Below are 16275 nucleotides of genomic sequence, written 5' to 3' on the forward strand. Positions count from 1 at the left end.
GATGCACGCAAGCCTGACGGAACTGATGCCATCGCTGCAAGGCGCGCAGCTGACGTGCGACGCCGTTTTTGACGGCGTGTCCACCGACAGCCGCAGCGCCCCGGCCGGCTCGCTGTTCGTCGCCCTGCGCGGCGAGAGTTTCGACGCCCACGACTTCCTCGACCAGGTGGCCGCGCGCGGCGTCGCCGCCGTGGTGGTCGAGCGCCTGCCCGAAGGCTGGGACAGCGACAAGGTGCCGGCCATCGTGGTGGCCGATACCCTGGCCGCGCTGGGCCGCATCGCCAACCACTGGCGCCGCCGCTTCAATGTACCCGTCATCGGCGTCACCGGCAGCAATGGCAAGACCACCGTCAAGGAGATGATTTCGTCCATCCTGGCGGCGGCCTTCGGCGAAGAGGGGCGGCTGGCCACGCGCGGCAACCTGAATAACGAGATCGGCGTGCCATTGACCCTGTTCCGCCTGAGCGAGCAGCACAAGGCGGCCGTCATCGAGATGGGCATGAACCATCCCGGCGAAATCGCCCGCCTGGCCGCGATTGCCGCGCCGACCCTGGCGATGGTCAACAACGCGCAGCGCGAACACCAGGAATTCATGCATACGGTGGAAGCCGTGGCGCGCGAGAACGGCGCCGCGCTGGCTGCCCTGGCAGACGACGGCGTGGCCGTCTTCCCGCATGGTGACGAATTCACGCCCGTGTGGCGCGAACTGGCCGGCGCGCGTGCCGTCATCACCTTCGGCCTGTCGAAAGACGCCGACGTCAGCTGCACGCACCGCGCGGCCGAGGATTTTGGCAGCGACCTGTTCGTCAGCGTGCGCGCGCAGGACGGCAGTCTGCGCCAGTTCTTTGTCGGCTTGCAGGCGGCCGGTGAACACAATGTGCGCAATGCGCTGGCCGCCGTGGCATGCGCCGTCGGCGCCGGCATCGCCATCGAACATATCAAGCAGGGCCTGGAGGCGTTTTCTCCCGTGAATGGCCGCCTGCAGAAAAAACGTGCCGCCAATGGCGCCACCATCATCGACGACACGTATAACGCCAATCCGGATTCGGCGCGCGCGGCCATCGATGTGCTGGCGCAGGCCGCGGCACCGCGCATCCTGGTGCTGGGCGAGATGGGCGAAGTCGGCACGCAGGGGCAGCAGTTCCACGAAGAGATCGGCGCCTACGCCGCCGCCAAAGGCATCGAACACGTGCTGGCGACGGGCGGCCTGGCGCGCCATCTGGTCAATCCGGCGCAAGCTGCCGCGAGCCAGGAATCGGGCACGGTCGTGGAGTATTTCGAACAGTTCGACGGTTTGCTGGCGGCGCTCGATGCGCATTTGTCCGGCCGTTCGGATGCAACAGTATTAATCAAGGGCTCCCGTTTCATGAAGATGGAACGGGCCGTGCAGCATTTGATTGGTTCAAACAACAATAACAAGGAAGCTCACTAATCATGCTGCTCTGGCTCGCTCATTATTTCCAGAACGACATTGGCCCATTGCGGGTCTTTAACTTCATCACGTTCCGCGCCGTCTTCGCCACCTTGACGGCGATCCTGATCGGCCTGTGCGCCGGTCCCGCCGTGATCCGCATGCTCACGCGCATGAAGGTCGGCCAGGCCGTTCGTACGGACGGCCCGCAAACGCATCTGAAAAAACACGGCACGCCGACCATGGGCGGTGTGCTGATCCTCATCGCCATCGGCATTTCCACCCTGCTGTGGGCCGACCTGTCGAACCGCTTCATCTGGCCGGTCTTGATCGTCACTCTGGGCTTTGGTGCCGTCGGCTGGGCCGACGACTACCGCAAGGTGGTGCACCAGGACCCGGAAGGCATGCGCTCGCGCGAAAAATACTTCTGGCAGTCGCTGATCGGCATCGTCGCCGCGTTTTACCTGGCGTTTTCCGTCTCCGTGTCGGAGCCTGACGCGGGCCACGTGTGGAATCTGATCTACGCCTGGGTGCAGTCGGGCTTCGCCATGGACCTGCCGCCGAAGGCCGATCTGATCGTCCCGTTCTTCAAGACCATCAGCTATCCGCTGGGCGTGTGGGGCTTCATCGCGCTGACCTATTGCGTCATCGTCGGCACCAGCAACGCCGTCAATTTTACCGATGGTCTCGATGGCCTGGCCATCATGCCGACCGTGATGGTCGGCACGGCCCTGGGCCTGTTCGCCTACCTGACGGGCAACGCCACATATGCGCGCTACCTGTTCATCCCGCACATCCCGGGCGCCGGCGAACTGGTGATCTTCTGCGGCGCGCTGGCCGGTTCCGGCCTGGCCTTCCTCTGGTATAACACGCACCCCGCGAAAGTGTTCATGGGCGACGTGGGCGCGCTGGCACTGGGCGGCGCACTGGGCACCATCGCCGTCATCGTGCGCCAGGAAATCGTCCTGTTCATCATGGGCGGCATCTTCGTCGTCGAAACGCTGTCCGTGATCATCCAGGTCGTCTGGTTCAAGTACACGAAGAAGCGCTATGGCGCCGGCCGCCGCGTCTTCCTGATGGCGCCATTGCATCACCATTTTGAACAAAAAGGCTGGAAAGAGACGCAGGTTGTCGTGCGTTTCTGGATCATCACCATGATGCTGGTGCTGCTCGGCCTGACCACCTTGAAGCTGCGCTGATGATGTACGACGCTAAAACCGCACTGGTACTGGGCCTCGGCGAATCGGGGCTGGCCATGGCCCTGTGGCTGGCCCGCAGCGGTGCGAACGTGCGCGTGGCAGATACAAGGGAAACCCCTGAGCGCCTGGCCGCGTTGCAGGCCGCCGTGCCGCAGGCGCAGTTCATCGCCGGCGCCTTCACGGCCGACCTGCTTGATGGCGTCGATTTCGTCGCCGTCAGCCCTGGCCTGGCGCCGGGCCGCGAACTGGCGCACATCGCCCCGGCCACTGCGGAAAAAAATATCCCCGTGTGGGGCGAGATCGAACTGTTCGCGCAGGCGCTGGCCGCGCTCAAGGCGGAACGCGGCTATGCGCCGAAAGTCATCGCCATCACGGGCACGAATGGCAAGACGACCGTCACCAGCTTGGTAGGCCTGCTGTGCGAACGCGCGGGCCTCGCCACGCGCGTGGCCGGCAATATCAGTCCGGCCGCGCTCGACGTGCTGCGTGAAGTGCTTGATGCCGAGCCTGCGCCGCAGCCCGTGGATGCAGACGCTGAAGCGGCCGAACCCGCCGCCAGTACCTTGCCGCAAGCGTGGATCCTGGAATTGTCCAGCTTCCAGCTGCACACGACGTTCAGCCTGCAGGCCGATGCGGCCACGGTCTTGAATCTGTCGCAGGACCACCTGGACTGGCATGGCGACATGGCCGCCTACGCAGCCGACAAGGCGCGCATCTTCGGCGACGAGACCGTGCGCATCCTGAACCGCGACGATGCTGCCGTCATGCACATGGCCGATCCGCTGACGGAGACGATCACCTTCGGTACGGGCGAACCGGTGGACGTGGACAGCTTTGGCCTGGTCAATGAACGCGGCATCTTCTGGCTGGCGCAAGCCGTGCCCAGCGAAGAAGTGATAGAGAAAAAGCGCAAGAAGAACGATCCGGCGCCGGAACCGGTGCCGACGATGGCGAAGAAACTGATGCCGGCCGACGCGCTGAAAATCCGCGGCCAGCACAATGCCTCGAATGCATTGGCGGCGCTGGCCCTGTGCCGCGCCATCGGCCTGCCATTCGCGCCGCTGCTGCATGGCTTGCGCGAATACCAGGGCGAGCCGCACCGCGTGGAGCTGATCACGGCAGTCAATGAAGTCGAATACTACGACGACAGCAAGGGCACGAACGTGGGCGCGACAGTCGCCGCCCTGTTCGGCTTGGGCAAGGCGTTTGGCGGCGCGGAACAGCGTCTGGTGCTGATCGCCGGCGGCGACGGCAAGGGGCAGGATTTCTCGCCGCTGGCTGAACCCGTGTCGCGCTACGTGCGCGCCGTGGTGCTGATCGGCCGCGATGCGCCTGCGCTGCGCGCGGCCCTCGAACCGGCCGGCGTGGACATCGTCGACTGCGCCACCTTGCCGGAAGCCGTCAAGTGCGCCAGCAGCCTGGCGCTGGCCGGCGATGCCGTGCTGCTGTCGCCCGCGTGCGCCAGCCTGGACATGTTCAAGAACTATGCGCACCGTGCGCAGGTGTTTGTCGACGCCGTGCGCGACATCGCCCTGGAAAACGGACAGGATATCTGATGGCCTTCCAACTGCCCTTCAGCTTTGGTTCCGGCTCGGCTGCCAAGCCGCTGGATAGCCGCGCGCGGCAGTCGAAGATGATGGACTACGACAAGCCGCTGGTGTGGGTGGTCCTGCTGCTCATGTTGCTGGGCATGGTGATGGTGTATTCGGCGTCGATCTCGCTGTCGGACGCGCGCAAGTTTGCCGCCTACACGAACAATTATTTCGTCGTGCGCCAGGCGCTGTTCATCGGCGTGTCGATCATCGTCGGTGCGCTGGTGTTCCGCATCCCTGTCGCCACCTGGCAAAAGATCGCGCCGTGGTTGTTCATCGGCACCCTGGTGCTGCTGGTGATGGTGCTGATACCGGGCCTGGGCGTGTCGGTCAACGGTGGTCGCCGCTGGCTGAACCTGCCGGGCCTGCGGCCGCAGCCGTCCGAGCTGATGAAGGTGGTGATGGTGCTGTACGCGGCCGACTACACGGTGCGCAAGCAGGAATACATGCACAAGCTGACCAAGGGCTTCATGCCGATGGCGCTGGCCGTCAGCTTCGTCGGCCTGCTGCTGCTGATGGAGCCCGACCTGGGCGCCTTCGGCGTGATCGTCTGCATCGCCATGGGCATCCTGTTTCTGGGTGGCGTCAATGCCATCTGGTTCGGCGGCATCGGCGCCATGCTGACGGCGATCTTCGTCACCATCATCGCTTTGTCGAAATTCCGCCGCGAGCGGTTTTTTGCGTATCTCGATCCGTGGCAGGAAGACAATGCGCTGAACAAGGCGTACCAGCTGACGCACTCCTTGATCGCCTTCGGGCGCGGCGAACTGTTTGGCGTGGGCCTGGGAGGCAGCGTGGAAAAACTGCACTACCTGCCCGAAGCGCATACGGACTTCTTGCTGGCCGTGATCGGCGAGGAACTGGGCCTGGTCGGCGTGCTGATCGTGATCGGCATGTTCTACTGGATTATCAAGCGCGCGTTCGACATCGGCCGCCAGGCGATCGCCATCGACCAGACTTTTGCCGGCCTGACGGCGAAGGGCATCGCCATCTGGATCGGCGTGCAGACCTTCATCAACATGGGCGTGAACCTGGGCCTGCTGCCGACCAAGGGCCTGACCTTGCCTTTGATGAGTTATGGCGGTACGGGTGTACTGATTAACTGTATCGGCCTGGCGATTTTGCTGCGCATCGATTACGAAAACCGGATCCTCATGCGCGGAGGCCGGCTATGAACAACGTGACGAACTTGAAAACGACGAAAAGACTGATGATCATGGCGGCCGGCACCGGCGGCCATATCTTCCCGGGCCTGGCGATTGCGCAGACGATGCGCGCGCGCGGCTGGGAAGTGAGCTGGCTGGGCACGACCCACGGCATGGAGCAGGATCTGGTGCCGAAGAGCGGCATTCCCATGGACGCCATTGCGTTCTCGGGCATGCGCGGCAAGGGCCTGGCGCACACGGTCAAGGGCGGCTTCAAGATGCTGGCCAGCTTCTTTGCCATCCGCCGCTTCATCGCGCGCCGCAAGCCGGACGTGGTGATGGGCATGGGCGGCTACGTGACCGTGCCGGGCGGCCTGATGGCGCGCCTGAAGGGCGTGCCGCTGGTGCTGGTCAATGCCGACGCGGCGCTGCTGTTGTCGAACAAGACCCTGGTACCGCTGGCGCAGCAGGTGTGCTTCGGTTTCCCTGCCGATTTCGGCAGCGCCGCCGGCAAGGCCGTCGTCACGGGCAATCCCGTGCGCGCCGAGATTCTCGCCATGGCGCCGCCGGCTACGCGCTTCGCGGGCCGCAGCGGACCGCTGCGCATCCTCGTCGTGGGCGGCAGCCTGGGCGCGAAAGCGCTGAACGACAATCTGCCTGCCGCGCTGGCGTTGATGCCGGAAGCCGAGCGTCCGCTGGTGACGCACCAGTCGGGCAAGAAGAATATCGACGCCCTGCATGCCGCGTATGCGCAGGCGGGCGTGCAAGCCAATGTGGTCGACTTCATCGACGACATGGCCAGGGCATATACCGAGGCCGACCTGGTGATTTGCCGCGCAGGCGCCATCACCCTGTCGGAATTGACGGCGGCCGGCGTGGCCAGCGTGCTCGTGCCGCTGGTGGCGTCGACCACGAGCCATCAGCGCGACAACGCGCAATGGATGGCAAAACAAGGCGCGGCGATTCATCTGCCGCAAACGGAAATGAGTGCGGCGTCGCTGAGCACATTGCTGGCGTCCTTGACGCGCGATACCTGCCAGCACATGGCGCAAGCGGCACTGGCAGCAGGCAAGCGCGACGCCAATGAGGCGATCGCACACGTATTGGAAAAACTGGCATGAGGTTAGCTCTGTGAAGCATAAAGTAAACAATATCCACTTTGTCGGCATTGGCGGCAGCGGCATGAGCGGCATCGCCGAAGTGCTGGTCAACCTCGGCTACAAGGTGTCGGGCTCCGACTTGGGCAGCAATGCGGCGACGCAGCGCCTGGCGAGCCTGGGCGCGACCGTCATGCTCGGCCACGCAGCGGAAAATATCGGCGACGCCGATGCGGTGGTGACGTCGGGCGCCGTTCCGCAAGAAAATCCGGAAGTGGCGGCCGCGCGTGCGCGCAAGATTCCGCTGGTGCCGCGCGCCGTGATGCTGGGCGAGTTGATGCGCCTGAAGCGCGGCATCGCCATCGCAGGCACGCACGGCAAGACGACGACCACCAGCCTGGTCGCCTCCGTGCTGGCGCAGGGCGGTCTCGACCCGACTTTCGTCATCGGCGGCCGCTTGACCAGCGCCGGCGCGAACGCCAAGCTGGGCTCGGGCGACTACCTGGTGGCCGAAGCCGATGAATCGGACGCTTCGTTCCTGAACCTGACGCCGATGATCGAAGTGATCACGAATATCGACGCCGATCACATGGACACCTACGAGCACGATTTCGAAAAGCTCAAACAGGCTTTCGTGCAGTTCACGCACCGCTTGCCGTTCTATGGCCGCGCCATGCTGTGCATCGACGATCCGCACGTGCGCGCCATTATCCCGTCCGTCACCAAGCCCGTCACCACCTACGGTTTCGCGGAAGACGCGCAAGTGCGCGCCATCAACGCGCGCGCCGTGGGCCTGGAAATGCATTTCACCGTGCTGCAGGAAGGCTATCCGGACCTCGACGTGGTATTGAACCAGCCCGGCATGCACAATGTGCAGAATGCCTGCTCGGCGATCGCCATCGCGCGCGAAATCGGTATCGCCGACAGCGCCACGCAGCAGGGCCTGGCTGAGTTCTCCGGCGTGGGCCGCCGCTTCACGCGCTATGGCGACGTGGCGCTGCCGAACGGCGGCAGCTTCGCGCTGGTCGATGATTTTGGCCACCATCCGGTGGAAACGGAAGTGACCCTGGCCGCCGCGCGCGCCGCCTATCCGGGCCGCCGCCTCGTGCTGGCGTTCCAGCCGCACCGCTACAGCCGCACGCGCGACCTGTTCGAGGATTTCGTCAAGGTGCTGGGCGCGCCCGACGTGCTGCTCCTGTCGGAGGTGTATGCGGCGGGCGAAGCGCCTATCGTCGCCGCCGACGGCCGCGCCCTGGCGCATGCGCTGCGCGCGCGCGGCAAGATCGAACCAATTTTCGTCGAGTCCATGAAGGACATGGCTGACACCATCATGAGCGTGGCGCGCGACGGCGACGTCGTGCTGACCATGGGCGCGGGCTCCATCAGCGGCATCCCGCAACAACTGACTACGTATCCATCCAACACTGTAAAGGCCTGATGTGAACCAAGCTTCAGCTATCGATGTAAAACAATTGGGCAAGGTCGGCGTCCTGTTCGGCGGCAGCTCGGCCGAGCGCGAAGTGTCGCTGATGTCCGGCACGGGCGTGCTGGCCGCGTTGACAAGCCGCGGCGTGGACGCGCACGCGTTCGACACGGGCGAACGCAGCCTGGCCGAACTGGCCGCTGAAAAATTCGACCGCGTCTTCATCGCGCTGCACGGCCGCTTCGGCGAAGACGGCAGCCTGCAGGGCGCGCTGGAACAGCTGGGCATTCCCTACACTGGCAGCGGCGTGATGGCCTGCGCGGTGGGCATGGACAAGATTTACACCAAGATGATCTGGCTGATGCATCAACTGCCGACGCCGAAGTACGCGGTGCTCGATGACAGCTCCGACCTGGCCAAGGTCGCCGCGGAACTGGGCTTGCCGCTGATCGTCAAGCCGCCGCATGAAGGTTCGAGCATCGGCATCACCACGGTCAACGAGGCATCGGCCTTCCAGGCAGCCTACGACATCGCCGCCGGTCTCGATGATTCGGTGCTGGCCGAGGAATTCGTCAAGGGCCGCGAGTTCACCGTCGCGATCCTGGGCAAGGGCGCCACGGCGCGCGCGCTGCCGCCGATCGAGATCGTCGCGCCGCAAGGCAATTACGATTACCAGAACAAGTACTTCACGGACGACACGCAGTATTTTTGTCCGCCGCAGCTGGACCCGGCGATCGTGGCGGAGATGGAACGCATCGCCGTGGCGGCCTACCGCGCCCTCGGCTGCGAAGGCTGGGGACGGGTCGACGTGCTGATGCGCGCGGCCGACAGCAAGCTGTTCCTGCTGGAGGTGAATACCTCGCCCGGCATGACGGGTCACTCGCTCGTGCCGATGGCGGCGCGCGCGGTCGGCATCAGCTATGAAGACCTGTGCCTGGAAATCGTCGCTGGCGCGCGTCTGAAAATGCACAAGGGACAGCACTGATATGTGGCATGACGCTAAAAGCCTCAATACGACTGCCAACGGCTTGCTGGCCGCGGTTCTGGTCGTGTGCGTGGCCGCCGGCGTCTGGTGGGTGTCGCAGCGTCCCATGTTCGACCTGCGCACGATCAAGGTGGAAAGCGCGGACGACAAGGGCCTGCGCCACGTGAATTACCTGACCCTGCGCAGCGGCACTTTGGGCCGCATCAAGGGCAATTTTTTCACGACCAACCTGGAAAGCGTGCGTGGCGTGTTCGAATCGGTGCCCTGGGTACGCCGTGCCAGTGTGCGGCGCGAGTGGCCGAACCAGCTGATCGTGGCGCTGGAAGAACACGAAGCGCTGGGCACCTGGGGCGAGGATGGGCGTCTGCTGTCGGTCAAGGGCGACGTGTTTACGGCGAATGTGGCCGAAGCCGAAGACGACCATGAATTACCTGCGTTTGCCGGCCCCGATGGCAGCGAAAAAGAAGTATTGGCCACCTATGTGCAGCTGGCAAAGTGGTTTGCGCCGCTGAAGATGGTGCCGGAAACCCTGTCGCTGTCGAGCCGCTATGCGTGGACCGTGAAACTGAACAACGGCATGAGCGTGGCGCTGGGACGCGAGCAGAATCATACGACCCTGAAGGCGCGCGTCGACCGGCTGGTGGGCATCTATCCGCAGCTGGCGAGCCGGCTGGAAAATATCGACACGATCGATATGCGCTACCAGAATGGCCTGGCGCTCAGTTCCGCCGGCCTGGTGATACCGGCCGAAGGCAAGGATGGCAAGCCAGTGATCAAGAAGAAAAACAGCAGTCCGATTAAAAAACCGGCTTAACCGAATACCCAATTAATTAATAGCCCAAAAAACTAGGCGAAAGAAATGACAAAAGACGCGAAAAACCTGATCGTCGGCCTCGACATCGGCACCTCGAAAGTGGTGGCGGTGGTAGCCGAAGTGATGTCCGACGGGCGCCACGAAGTGATCGGGCTGGGCCAGCACGAATCGAAGGGCCTGAAAAAGGGCGTGGTGGTCAATATCGAGGCCACGGTGGAGTCCATCCAGCGCGCGCTGGAAGAGGCCGAGCTGATGGCCGACTGCAAGATCCGCAATGTGTATGCGGGCATTGCGGGCAGCCATATCCGCAGCTTCAATTCCAGCGGCATGGTGGCCATCAAGGACAAGGAAGTGACGGCGACCGACGTGGCGCGCGTCATCGAGACGGCAAAAGCGGTTAACATTCCGACCGATCAGCAATTGCTGCACACGGTGCCGCAAGAGTTCATCGTCGACAGCCAGGAAGATGTGCGCGAGCCTATCGGCATGAGCGGCATCCGCCTGGAGGTGAAGGTGCATATCGTCACCGGCGCCGTGTCGGCGGTGCAGAACATCGTCAAGTGCGTGCGCCGCTGCGGCCTGGAAGTGTCGGACCTGATCCTGCAGCCGATGGCGTCCGCCGATGCGGTGCTCACGCCCGACGAGAAGGAGCTGGGCGTGGTGCTGATCGACATCGGCGGCGGCACGACCGATGTGGCGGTATTCTCCGATGGCGCGATCCGCCATACGGCAGTCATTCCCATCGCCGGCGACCAGATCACCAACGACATCGCCATGGCCTTGCGTACCCCGACCGCGGAAGCGGAAGAAATCAAGATCCGCTATGGTGTGGCCAAACAGGTCCTGGCCGACCCCGGCGAATCGCTGGAAGTGCCTGGCCTGGGCGACCGCGGCCCGCGCAACCTGTCGCGCCAGGCGCTGGCGGCAGTGATCGAGCCGCGCGTCGAAGAGCTGTTCGCCATGGTGCACCAGGTGGTGCGCGAATCCGGTTACGAAGGCGTGCTGTCCTCGGGCATCGTGCTCACGGGCGGCACGTCCATCATGCCCGGCATGGTGGAAATGGCGGAAGATATTTTCCTGAAACCGGCGCGCCTTGGCACGCCCGAGTATCGGGGCCAGCTGGCCGACGTGGTGCGCAGTCCGCGCTATGCCACGGTATTGGGCCTGCTGCTGGAAGCGAAGAAGCAATACCTGCGCGGCCACATCGTGACGCGTCAGGACGGCTCGGTGAAGGCAGTCTGGCAGCGCATGAAGGAATGGTTTTTAGGGAATTTTTAAGGGCATGATTTACGCCCGGCAGTACAGGTTTTTTGGCAGCATCGCAGGTACACACACATAACTTAATTTTATATTTAACCGCAGTTTTCAATCTCCAGTTCTCCTACCAATATGAGGCCTGGCGCTTGGAAACCGCATCTGATAGGAGCACATCATGGAGTTCGATATGGTCGATAACACAGCTTTAGGTACCGTCATCAAGGTCGTCGGCGTCGGCGGTGCGGGTGGCAATGCAGTCCAACACATGATCAACAAAGGCATGTCGGGCGTGGAATTCATTGCCGCCAACACCGACGCACAGGCCCTGTCGACATCGAAGGCCCACAACATCATCCAGATCGGTGATACCGGCCTGGGCGCAGGCATGAAGCCTGCCGTCGGCCGCCAGCTGGCCGAAGAGTCGCGCACGCGCATCGCCGATTCGCTGCGCGGCGCGCACATGGTCTTCATCGCCGCCGGCATGGGCGGCGGCACCGGTACGGGCGCCGCTCCCATCGTGGCCGAAGTGGCCAAGGAACTGGGCGCGCTGACGGTGGCCGTGGTCTCCAAGCCATTCTCGTACGAAGGCCAGAAGTGCATGGACATCGCCGACGAAGGCCTGGAGCAGCTGTCCCTGCACGTCGATTCGCTGATCATCATCCTCAATGAAAAACTGGAAGAGATCTACGAAGACGAAAGCATGCTGGAATGGATGCAGCACGCCGATGATGTGCTCAACAACGCGGTGGCCGGCATTGCCGAGATCATCAACGTGCCTGGCCATATCAACGTCGACTTCAACGACGTGAAAACCATCATGGGCGAGCAGGGCAAGGCCATGATGGGCACGGCGACGGCTTCCGGCGTCGACCGCGCGCGTATCGCCGCCGAACAGGCTGTCGCTTCGCCGCTGCTCGATGGCATCGATCTGTCCGGCGCGCGCGGCGTGCTGGTCAACGTCACGGCCAGCCGTGGCTTGAAAGGTAAAGAGATCAAGGAAGTCATGGCTGCCGTGCGCGCCTTTGCCGCACCGGACGCGTCGATCGCGCAAGGTATCGCCTACGACGACGCCATGGGCGACGACATCCGCGTTACCGTGGTGGCCACGGGCCTGGGCCGCGCGAAGAAAAACATCCAGCTGGTACCGCAGCAAGTGCTGCGCACCGGTACCCACAACAGCCCGCTGACCCCGTCGGCTGCCATGGGTAGCGCGCAAGCGGCGACGACGACGGTTGGCGTGGCCACGCCGGCCGCCGGTTTCGACGGCATGAAGGCGCCTGCAGTATGGCGCCGCGAATCGGCTTCCGAGCAAGTGCGCGCGATGGAAAAGAATGGCATGGAGACGTATGACATTCCTGCTTTCCTGCGCAAGCAAGCCGATTAAGCGCATGTGAAAAAATCAACGATGACGGCGGCCTGAGGGTCGCCGTTTTTTTTCCGGCTTTTGACTTTTGACTTTGCCTTTCCGGCCATTTTCTGCACAAATACGGCAAGTCAGGCATACTATCGCGCAGTGTCGGCATCATGCCGGCAGAACCCTCAACCGACAGTACACAAGGAGTCAACATGACCATCAAGATCGGCGACACCCTGCCAGAAGGCACCCTGGCCGAATTCATCGAAAGCGAAACCGAAGGTTGCGCACTGGGCCCGAACACGTTCAACGTGCAAGACCTGGTCAAGGGCAAGAAGATCGCTATCTTCGGCCTGCCAGGCGCCTACACCCCGACCTGCTCCGCACAGCACGTGCCAGGCTACGTGCAGCACGCTGCCGACCTGAAAGCCAAGGGCGTCGATGAAATCTGGTGCATCTCCGTCAACGACGCGTTCGTGATGGGCGCCTGGGGCCGCGACCAGAAAGCCACCGGCGTCGTACGCATGATGGCTGACGGCAATGCCGCCTACAGCAAGGCACTGGGCCTGGACGCCGATTTCTCCAAGCACGGCATGGGCACGCGCTCGCAGCGCTACTCGATGCTGGTCGACAATGGCGTCGTGACGCAATTGAACGTCGAGCAGGGCGGCAAGTTTGAAGTATCGAATGCCGAGACACTGCTGGGCCAGCTGAAATAATCGTGGCGTAGGTCGGATTAGGCGCAAAGCGCCGTAATCCGACAATATTGTTGACGCCTTCGTGGTGTTGTCGGATTACGCGCTACGCGCTAATCCGACCTACGATGTAAAAAAACGGCGCCATGTTGGCGCCGTTTTTTTATTGCACCACCGGTTTTGTCGCCTCGAACATGGCCGCGTCGATATCGAATGAATAATCGTCCTGCAGCGCGAAATACTGGCGCGCTTCCTCGGGCGCGCCATCGAACAGGTTGCGGATGGCCGCCACTCTTTCGCCTGGCGTGCGCATGCGCGCCACCCACTCGTCGAACTGCATCGTCAGTTTCCACACGCTGCGCAAGCTGTGCGTGAATCCCGCGTTATTGAATTTGGCGCCCCATTCGCAGGTACGGTAGTCGCGCACGTGGGAGGCGTCGCGCAGCATTTCCACCGCCTGCAAGGTGCTGTCGTACAGGGCTGTCTTGGGCGCGACGATGTCGATCACCAGCAAGGTGCCGTTCGGGCGCAGCACGCGCCACGCTTCCGCGAGGGCCGCGGCCACGTCGTTCCAGTGGTGCGCGGAAAAGCGCGTGACGACCATGTCGAAGCTGGCGTCGGCAAACGGCAGGCGCGCCACGTCGCCCTGTTGCGTGCTGATGTTGTGCAAGCCGCGCTGCGCCTTCGCGTGGTCGACGACGTCGAGCATGGGCTGCGCCAGGTCGTAGGCGACGACCGATTGCGCCACGGGGGCGACGGCAAAGCTGGCGTGTCCGGCGCCGCAGCCCAGGTCCAGAACGACGGGCTTGCCGTGGCGGCGCGCGCATTCCTGCATCAGCACCAGGTCGGCGCCTTGCGCGTGGACGGCGCTGCTCAGGTAGGCGTTGGCCGTCTTGCCAAACTGTTCGGTAACGACATCGTGCTGTTGCATGGTTTTCTCCTGTTGATGGGTGAGTTCCTGCAGAATAGGGATAAAATTATCCTGTAACAAGACCATAACTTATACTGGTATATCCACTACCATGCATTCATGCCATGTCGAATAAACTTGCTGAATTCATCCGCGCCCGGCGCGAAGCCGTCACCCCCGCCATGGCTGGCTTGCCCGGTGGCGGACGGCGGCGCACGCCGGGCTTGCGGCGCGAAGAGCTGGCGCAGCTGTGCGACGTCAGTCCCACCTGGCTGACGTGGCTGGAGCAGGGCAGGCCTGTATCGGCCTCGGCCAAGATGCTGGCCCGCCTGGCGCAGGTGCTGCAGCTGAGCGCGGCCGAGCGCGCCTATCTGTTCGAGGTGGCCGACAAGCATGACCCCAGCCATGGCACAGGCGAGGGCGGTGGGCCTGCCAGCGACGAACTGGCCGCCATCGTGTCCGCCATCGACGCGCCCGCGTACATCCTCGACCGCGCATGGAACGCCGTGGCGTGGAACGGGGCCGCGTCCACCTTGTTTACGGGCTGGCTGCAGGCCGGGGAGGGCGCGCCGAACCAGCTGCGCTTCATGTTCCTCGATGCGGCTGCGCGCGAGCTCGTCGTCGGTTGGCCCGAGCGTGCGCGCCGCCTGGTGGCGGAGTTCCGCGCCGATATCGGTCGCCACGCAGACCAGGCGCCACTGGCCGGCCTGATCGCGGAACTGACCGGCGCCAGCCTGGAATTCCGGCTGTGCTGGAGTGCGCAGCAAGTACTGGGGCGCGATGGCGGCTTGCGCAGCTTCCAGCATCCGCTGCAGGGTGCGCTCAGTTTCAATCAGGTGACCTTGCACCTGGCGCGCCAGCATGAACTGAAGCTGGTGATGCTGTTGCCTGTGTCGTAGACGTCACTCGCGTGCTTGCCAGGTCCCGGCGTGCTCGTGCCGCTCTGCACCTGCAATGCGCGCTTGCATGGCTGCTGTCATGTGGACATTGCGCTGGGCGTCAACCATCAGCACTTCTTTCAGGTCGAGTTTTTCCGCCATCGCTTGCCAGTCTCGGGGGCCGGTGATGAACAGCGGTTTGGAGTGGCCGTCCGAGCGCAGGCCAGGGTCGCGGCCGCCGCTGGCGATGATGGTGACCGAAGCGACCAGATCGATCGGGTAGCCGCTGCGCGGGTCGATGATGTGCGGGCGGCGCTTGCCGTCCTTCATGAAGTAGCGTTCATAGTCACCGCTGGTGCCGATCGCTTCGTTGTCGCGCAAAGCGATCTGCGCAACTGTCCCGGCGCCACGCGGATCGCGGATGCCGACCTGCCACGGTCGTTCACCGGGCTGGCCGATGGCGATGACGTTGCCACCGATGTTGACCAGCGCCGCCTTGACGTGCGCTTCGCGCAGCAGCGCTGCGGCGCGGTCGAGCGCGTAACCTTTGGCGTAGCCGCCGAGGTCGATCATGACGGCAGGGTTGACGCTGCTGATGATGTTGCCGTTGTAGCGCAGGTCGGACAGCGATGGCCGCGCGTCGACCCAGCGCTTGATCTCGGCGGCCGGCGGTCCCTGCGCGCCGATGTCGTTTTTCTGGAAGCCCCACAGCCTGATCAGATGCCCAATGGTGGGGTTGAACAGCAGGCCGGAACGCACTGACAGCTTCTCGGCCGATTTTAGCAGGCCGACCATTTCAGCGTCGGCGCGCATTGGCTCGCCTTTGGCGATGCTGTCGTTGAGGGCGGTGAGCATGCTTGGCTCCCACGCGTGGAATTTACGGTGCAGGCGATCGAATTCTCTCAATACCTCGGCGCCAAGCAGGTCGGCGCGCTGCTGCGAACCACCGTAGATGGTGATGTCGACCGTGGTGCCGAACACGTGGCCCCGGGTTTTGTAGAGGCGTTCCTCGCCGGAACAAGCAGTCAGGAACAGCAGTAGCGCCAGCAGCGTGCGGGTAAACATGGAATGTCTCCGGGTGTGGCCGCCGCGCGCAGGCGGCGGCCAGCAGTCTTAATTGCTCTTGGCGACCATGTAGTCGACCAGTGCTTTCACTTCATCATCCTTCAGGCCTGGATTGCCGCCGCGTGGCGGCATCATTTTCACGCCGTTGATGGCGCTCAGGTACAGCGCCGGCTTGCCTTTGGCGATACGCGGTTTCCATCCCGCCTTGTCGCCAACCTTGGGCGCGCCCATGATGCCGCTGCCGTGGCAGGCCAGGCAGGTGGTGGAGTAGGTTTTCTCAACCTTGGCGGCGTCCGGCGCGGCGGCGGCGCTGGTGGCACAGGTGATGGCTGCCAGCATTGCTGCCAGTGCAAGTAGTTTCTTCATGGTCTGTCTCTTTTCAAAAGTAAGTCGGCAAATGCCGGGGTAAAAACGGACCGGCGCTTTCCGCCGAACGGCAATGCCGGCCCA

General features: G+C 63.5%; 15 protein-coding genes. 12 read left to right on the plus strand and 3 right to left on the minus strand.

Annotated elements, in window-relative coordinates; genetic code table 11:
* Window position 1 precedes the first annotated feature (1 nt).
* The 11 genes from AC4BCN_RS05950 to AC4BCN_RS06000 all read left to right on the plus strand — a co-directional run bounded on the left by AC4BCN_RS05950 (window position 2) and on the right by AC4BCN_RS06000 (window position 12996).
* Entirely contained in the window at window positions 2–1432 is a 1431-nt protein-coding gene (locus AC4BCN_RS05950; RefSeq protein WP_490493577.1) for a UDP-N-acetylmuramoyl-tripeptide--D-alanyl-D-alanine ligase, read from the plus strand.
* Window positions 1433–1434: 2 nt separating this feature from the next.
* Window positions 1435–2610, plus strand: coding sequence for a phospho-N-acetylmuramoyl-pentapeptide-transferase (gene mraY, locus AC4BCN_RS05955; protein ID WP_490492787.1), 1176 nt, complete (start codon window positions 1435–1437; stop codon window positions 2608–2610).
* The gene (murD, locus tag AC4BCN_RS05960) at window positions 2610–4166 is read left to right on the plus strand and encodes a UDP-N-acetylmuramoyl-L-alanine--D-glutamate ligase (RefSeq protein WP_490492788.1); all 1557 of its coding nucleotides are present in this window, start codon (window positions 2610–2612) and stop codon (window positions 4164–4166) included. The genes mraY and murD overlap by 1 nt, the downstream gene beginning before the upstream one ends.
* Window positions 4166–5377 carry a putative lipid II flippase FtsW gene (ftsW, locus tag AC4BCN_RS05965; protein ID WP_046683352.1) on the plus strand — a complete coding sequence of 404 codons (1212 nt, stop codon included), beginning with the start codon at window positions 4166–4168 and terminating at the stop codon, window positions 5375–5377. The genes murD and ftsW overlap by 1 nt, the downstream gene beginning before the upstream one ends.
* Entirely contained in the window at window positions 5374–6468 is a 1095-nt protein-coding gene (gene murG, locus AC4BCN_RS05970; protein WP_456148535.1) for an undecaprenyldiphospho-muramoylpentapeptide beta-N-acetylglucosaminyltransferase, read from the plus strand. The genes ftsW and murG overlap by 4 nt, the downstream gene beginning before the upstream one ends.
* A gap of 10 nt (window positions 6469–6478) precedes the next feature.
* On the plus strand, window positions 6479–7882 hold the full coding sequence (gene murC, locus AC4BCN_RS05975; RefSeq protein WP_490492789.1) for a UDP-N-acetylmuramate--L-alanine ligase: 1404 nt from the start codon (window positions 6479–6481) through the stop codon (window positions 7880–7882).
* 1 nt (window position 7883) lies between these two features.
* Entirely contained in the window at window positions 7884–8852 is a 969-nt protein-coding gene (locus AC4BCN_RS05980) for a D-alanine--D-alanine ligase (RefSeq protein WP_051990971.1), read from the plus strand.
* A 1-nt stretch (window position 8853) separates the two neighbouring features.
* Window positions 8854–9666: a cell division protein FtsQ/DivIB gene (locus tag AC4BCN_RS05985; protein WP_128141357.1), complete on the plus strand. Its 813-nt coding sequence runs from the start codon at window positions 8854–8856 to the stop codon at window positions 9664–9666.
* Between the two features lie 45 nt (window positions 9667–9711).
* Window positions 9712–10944, plus strand: a complete 1233-nt coding sequence (gene ftsA, locus AC4BCN_RS05990; protein ID WP_010394955.1) for a cell division protein FtsA — start codon at window positions 9712–9714, stop codon at window positions 10942–10944.
* Window positions 10945–11098: 154 nt separating this feature from the next.
* The gene (gene ftsZ, locus AC4BCN_RS05995) at window positions 11099–12307 is read left to right on the plus strand and encodes a cell division protein FtsZ (RefSeq protein WP_034748865.1); all 1209 of its coding nucleotides are present in this window, start codon (window positions 11099–11101) and stop codon (window positions 12305–12307) included.
* Window positions 12308–12489: 182 nt separating this feature from the next.
* Window positions 12490–12996: a peroxiredoxin gene (locus tag AC4BCN_RS06000; RefSeq protein WP_070305663.1), complete on the plus strand. Its 507-nt coding sequence runs from the start codon at window positions 12490–12492 to the stop codon at window positions 12994–12996.
* A gap of 139 nt (window positions 12997–13135) precedes the next feature.
* Here AC4BCN_RS06000 and AC4BCN_RS06005 read toward each other — a convergent pair whose 3' ends face one another.
* Window positions 13136–13903 (minus strand): class I SAM-dependent methyltransferase, encoded by a 768-nt coding sequence (locus tag AC4BCN_RS06005; protein WP_490492790.1) that lies wholly within the window; start codon window positions 13901–13903, stop codon window positions 13136–13138.
* Between the two features lie 104 nt (window positions 13904–14007).
* Here AC4BCN_RS06005 and AC4BCN_RS06010 point away from each other — a divergent pair, with 104 nt between their 5' ends.
* Complete coding sequence (locus tag AC4BCN_RS06010) at window positions 14008–14781, plus strand: helix-turn-helix transcriptional regulator (RefSeq protein ID WP_490492791.1); 774 nt, start codon at window positions 14008–14010, stop codon at window positions 14779–14781.
* Window positions 14782–14784: 3 nt separating this feature from the next.
* On the opposite strand, the gene AC4BCN_RS06015 is transcribed toward AC4BCN_RS06010, so the two are convergent.
* Complete coding sequence (locus AC4BCN_RS06015; RefSeq protein ID WP_100875650.1) at window positions 14785–15825, minus strand: FAD:protein FMN transferase; 1041 nt, start codon at window positions 15823–15825, stop codon at window positions 14785–14787.
* A gap of 48 nt (window positions 15826–15873) precedes the next feature.
* Window positions 15874–16191 (minus strand): c-type cytochrome, encoded by a 318-nt coding sequence (locus AC4BCN_RS06020; RefSeq protein WP_485879203.1) that lies wholly within the window; start codon window positions 16189–16191, stop codon window positions 15874–15876.
* Window positions 16192–16275: the final 84 nt, after the last annotated feature.

The sequence above is a fragment of the Janthinobacterium sp. Bl 1 genome (assembly GCF_058215535.1).

What these genes read in the sequence shown, in the direction of transcription:
- AC4BCN_RS05950 (WP_490493577.1), top strand. Translation starts at nt 2, where the DNA reads ATGCACGCAAGCCTGACGGAACTGATGCCATCGCTGCAAGGCGCGCAG.
- mraY (WP_490492787.1), top strand. Translation starts at nt 1,435, where the DNA reads ATGCTGCTCTGGCTCGCTCATTATTTCCAGAACGACATTGGCCCATTG.
- murD (WP_490492788.1), top strand. Translation starts at nt 2,610, where the DNA reads ATGATGTACGACGCTAAAACCGCACTGGTACTGGGCCTCGGCGAATCG.
- ftsW (WP_046683352.1), top strand. Translation starts at nt 4,166, where the DNA reads ATGGCCTTCCAACTGCCCTTCAGCTTTGGTTCCGGCTCGGCTGCCAAG.
- murG (WP_456148535.1), top strand. Translation starts at nt 5,374, where the DNA reads ATGAACAACGTGACGAACTTGAAAACGACGAAAAGACTGATGATCATG.
- AC4BCN_RS05985 (WP_128141357.1), top strand. Translation starts at nt 8,854, where the DNA reads ATGTGGCATGACGCTAAAAGCCTCAATACGACTGCCAACGGCTTGCTG.
- ftsA (WP_010394955.1), top strand. Translation starts at nt 9,712, where the DNA reads ATGACAAAAGACGCGAAAAACCTGATCGTCGGCCTCGACATCGGCACC.
- ftsZ (WP_034748865.1), top strand. Translation starts at nt 11,099, where the DNA reads ATGGAGTTCGATATGGTCGATAACACAGCTTTAGGTACCGTCATCAAG.
- AC4BCN_RS06000 (WP_070305663.1), top strand. Translation starts at nt 12,490, where the DNA reads ATGACCATCAAGATCGGCGACACCCTGCCAGAAGGCACCCTGGCCGAA.
- AC4BCN_RS06005 (WP_490492790.1), bottom strand. Translation starts at nt 13,903, where the DNA reads ATGCAACAGCACGATGTCGTTACCGAACAGTTTGGCAAGACGGCCAAC.
- AC4BCN_RS06010 (WP_490492791.1), top strand. Translation starts at nt 14,008, where the DNA reads ATGTCGAATAAACTTGCTGAATTCATCCGCGCCCGGCGCGAAGCCGTC.
- AC4BCN_RS06015 (WP_100875650.1), bottom strand. Translation starts at nt 15,825, where the DNA reads ATGTTTACCCGCACGCTGCTGGCGCTACTGCTGTTCCTGACTGCTTGT.
- AC4BCN_RS06020 (WP_485879203.1), bottom strand. Translation starts at nt 16,191, where the DNA reads ATGAAGAAACTACTTGCACTGGCAGCAATGCTGGCAGCCATCACCTGT.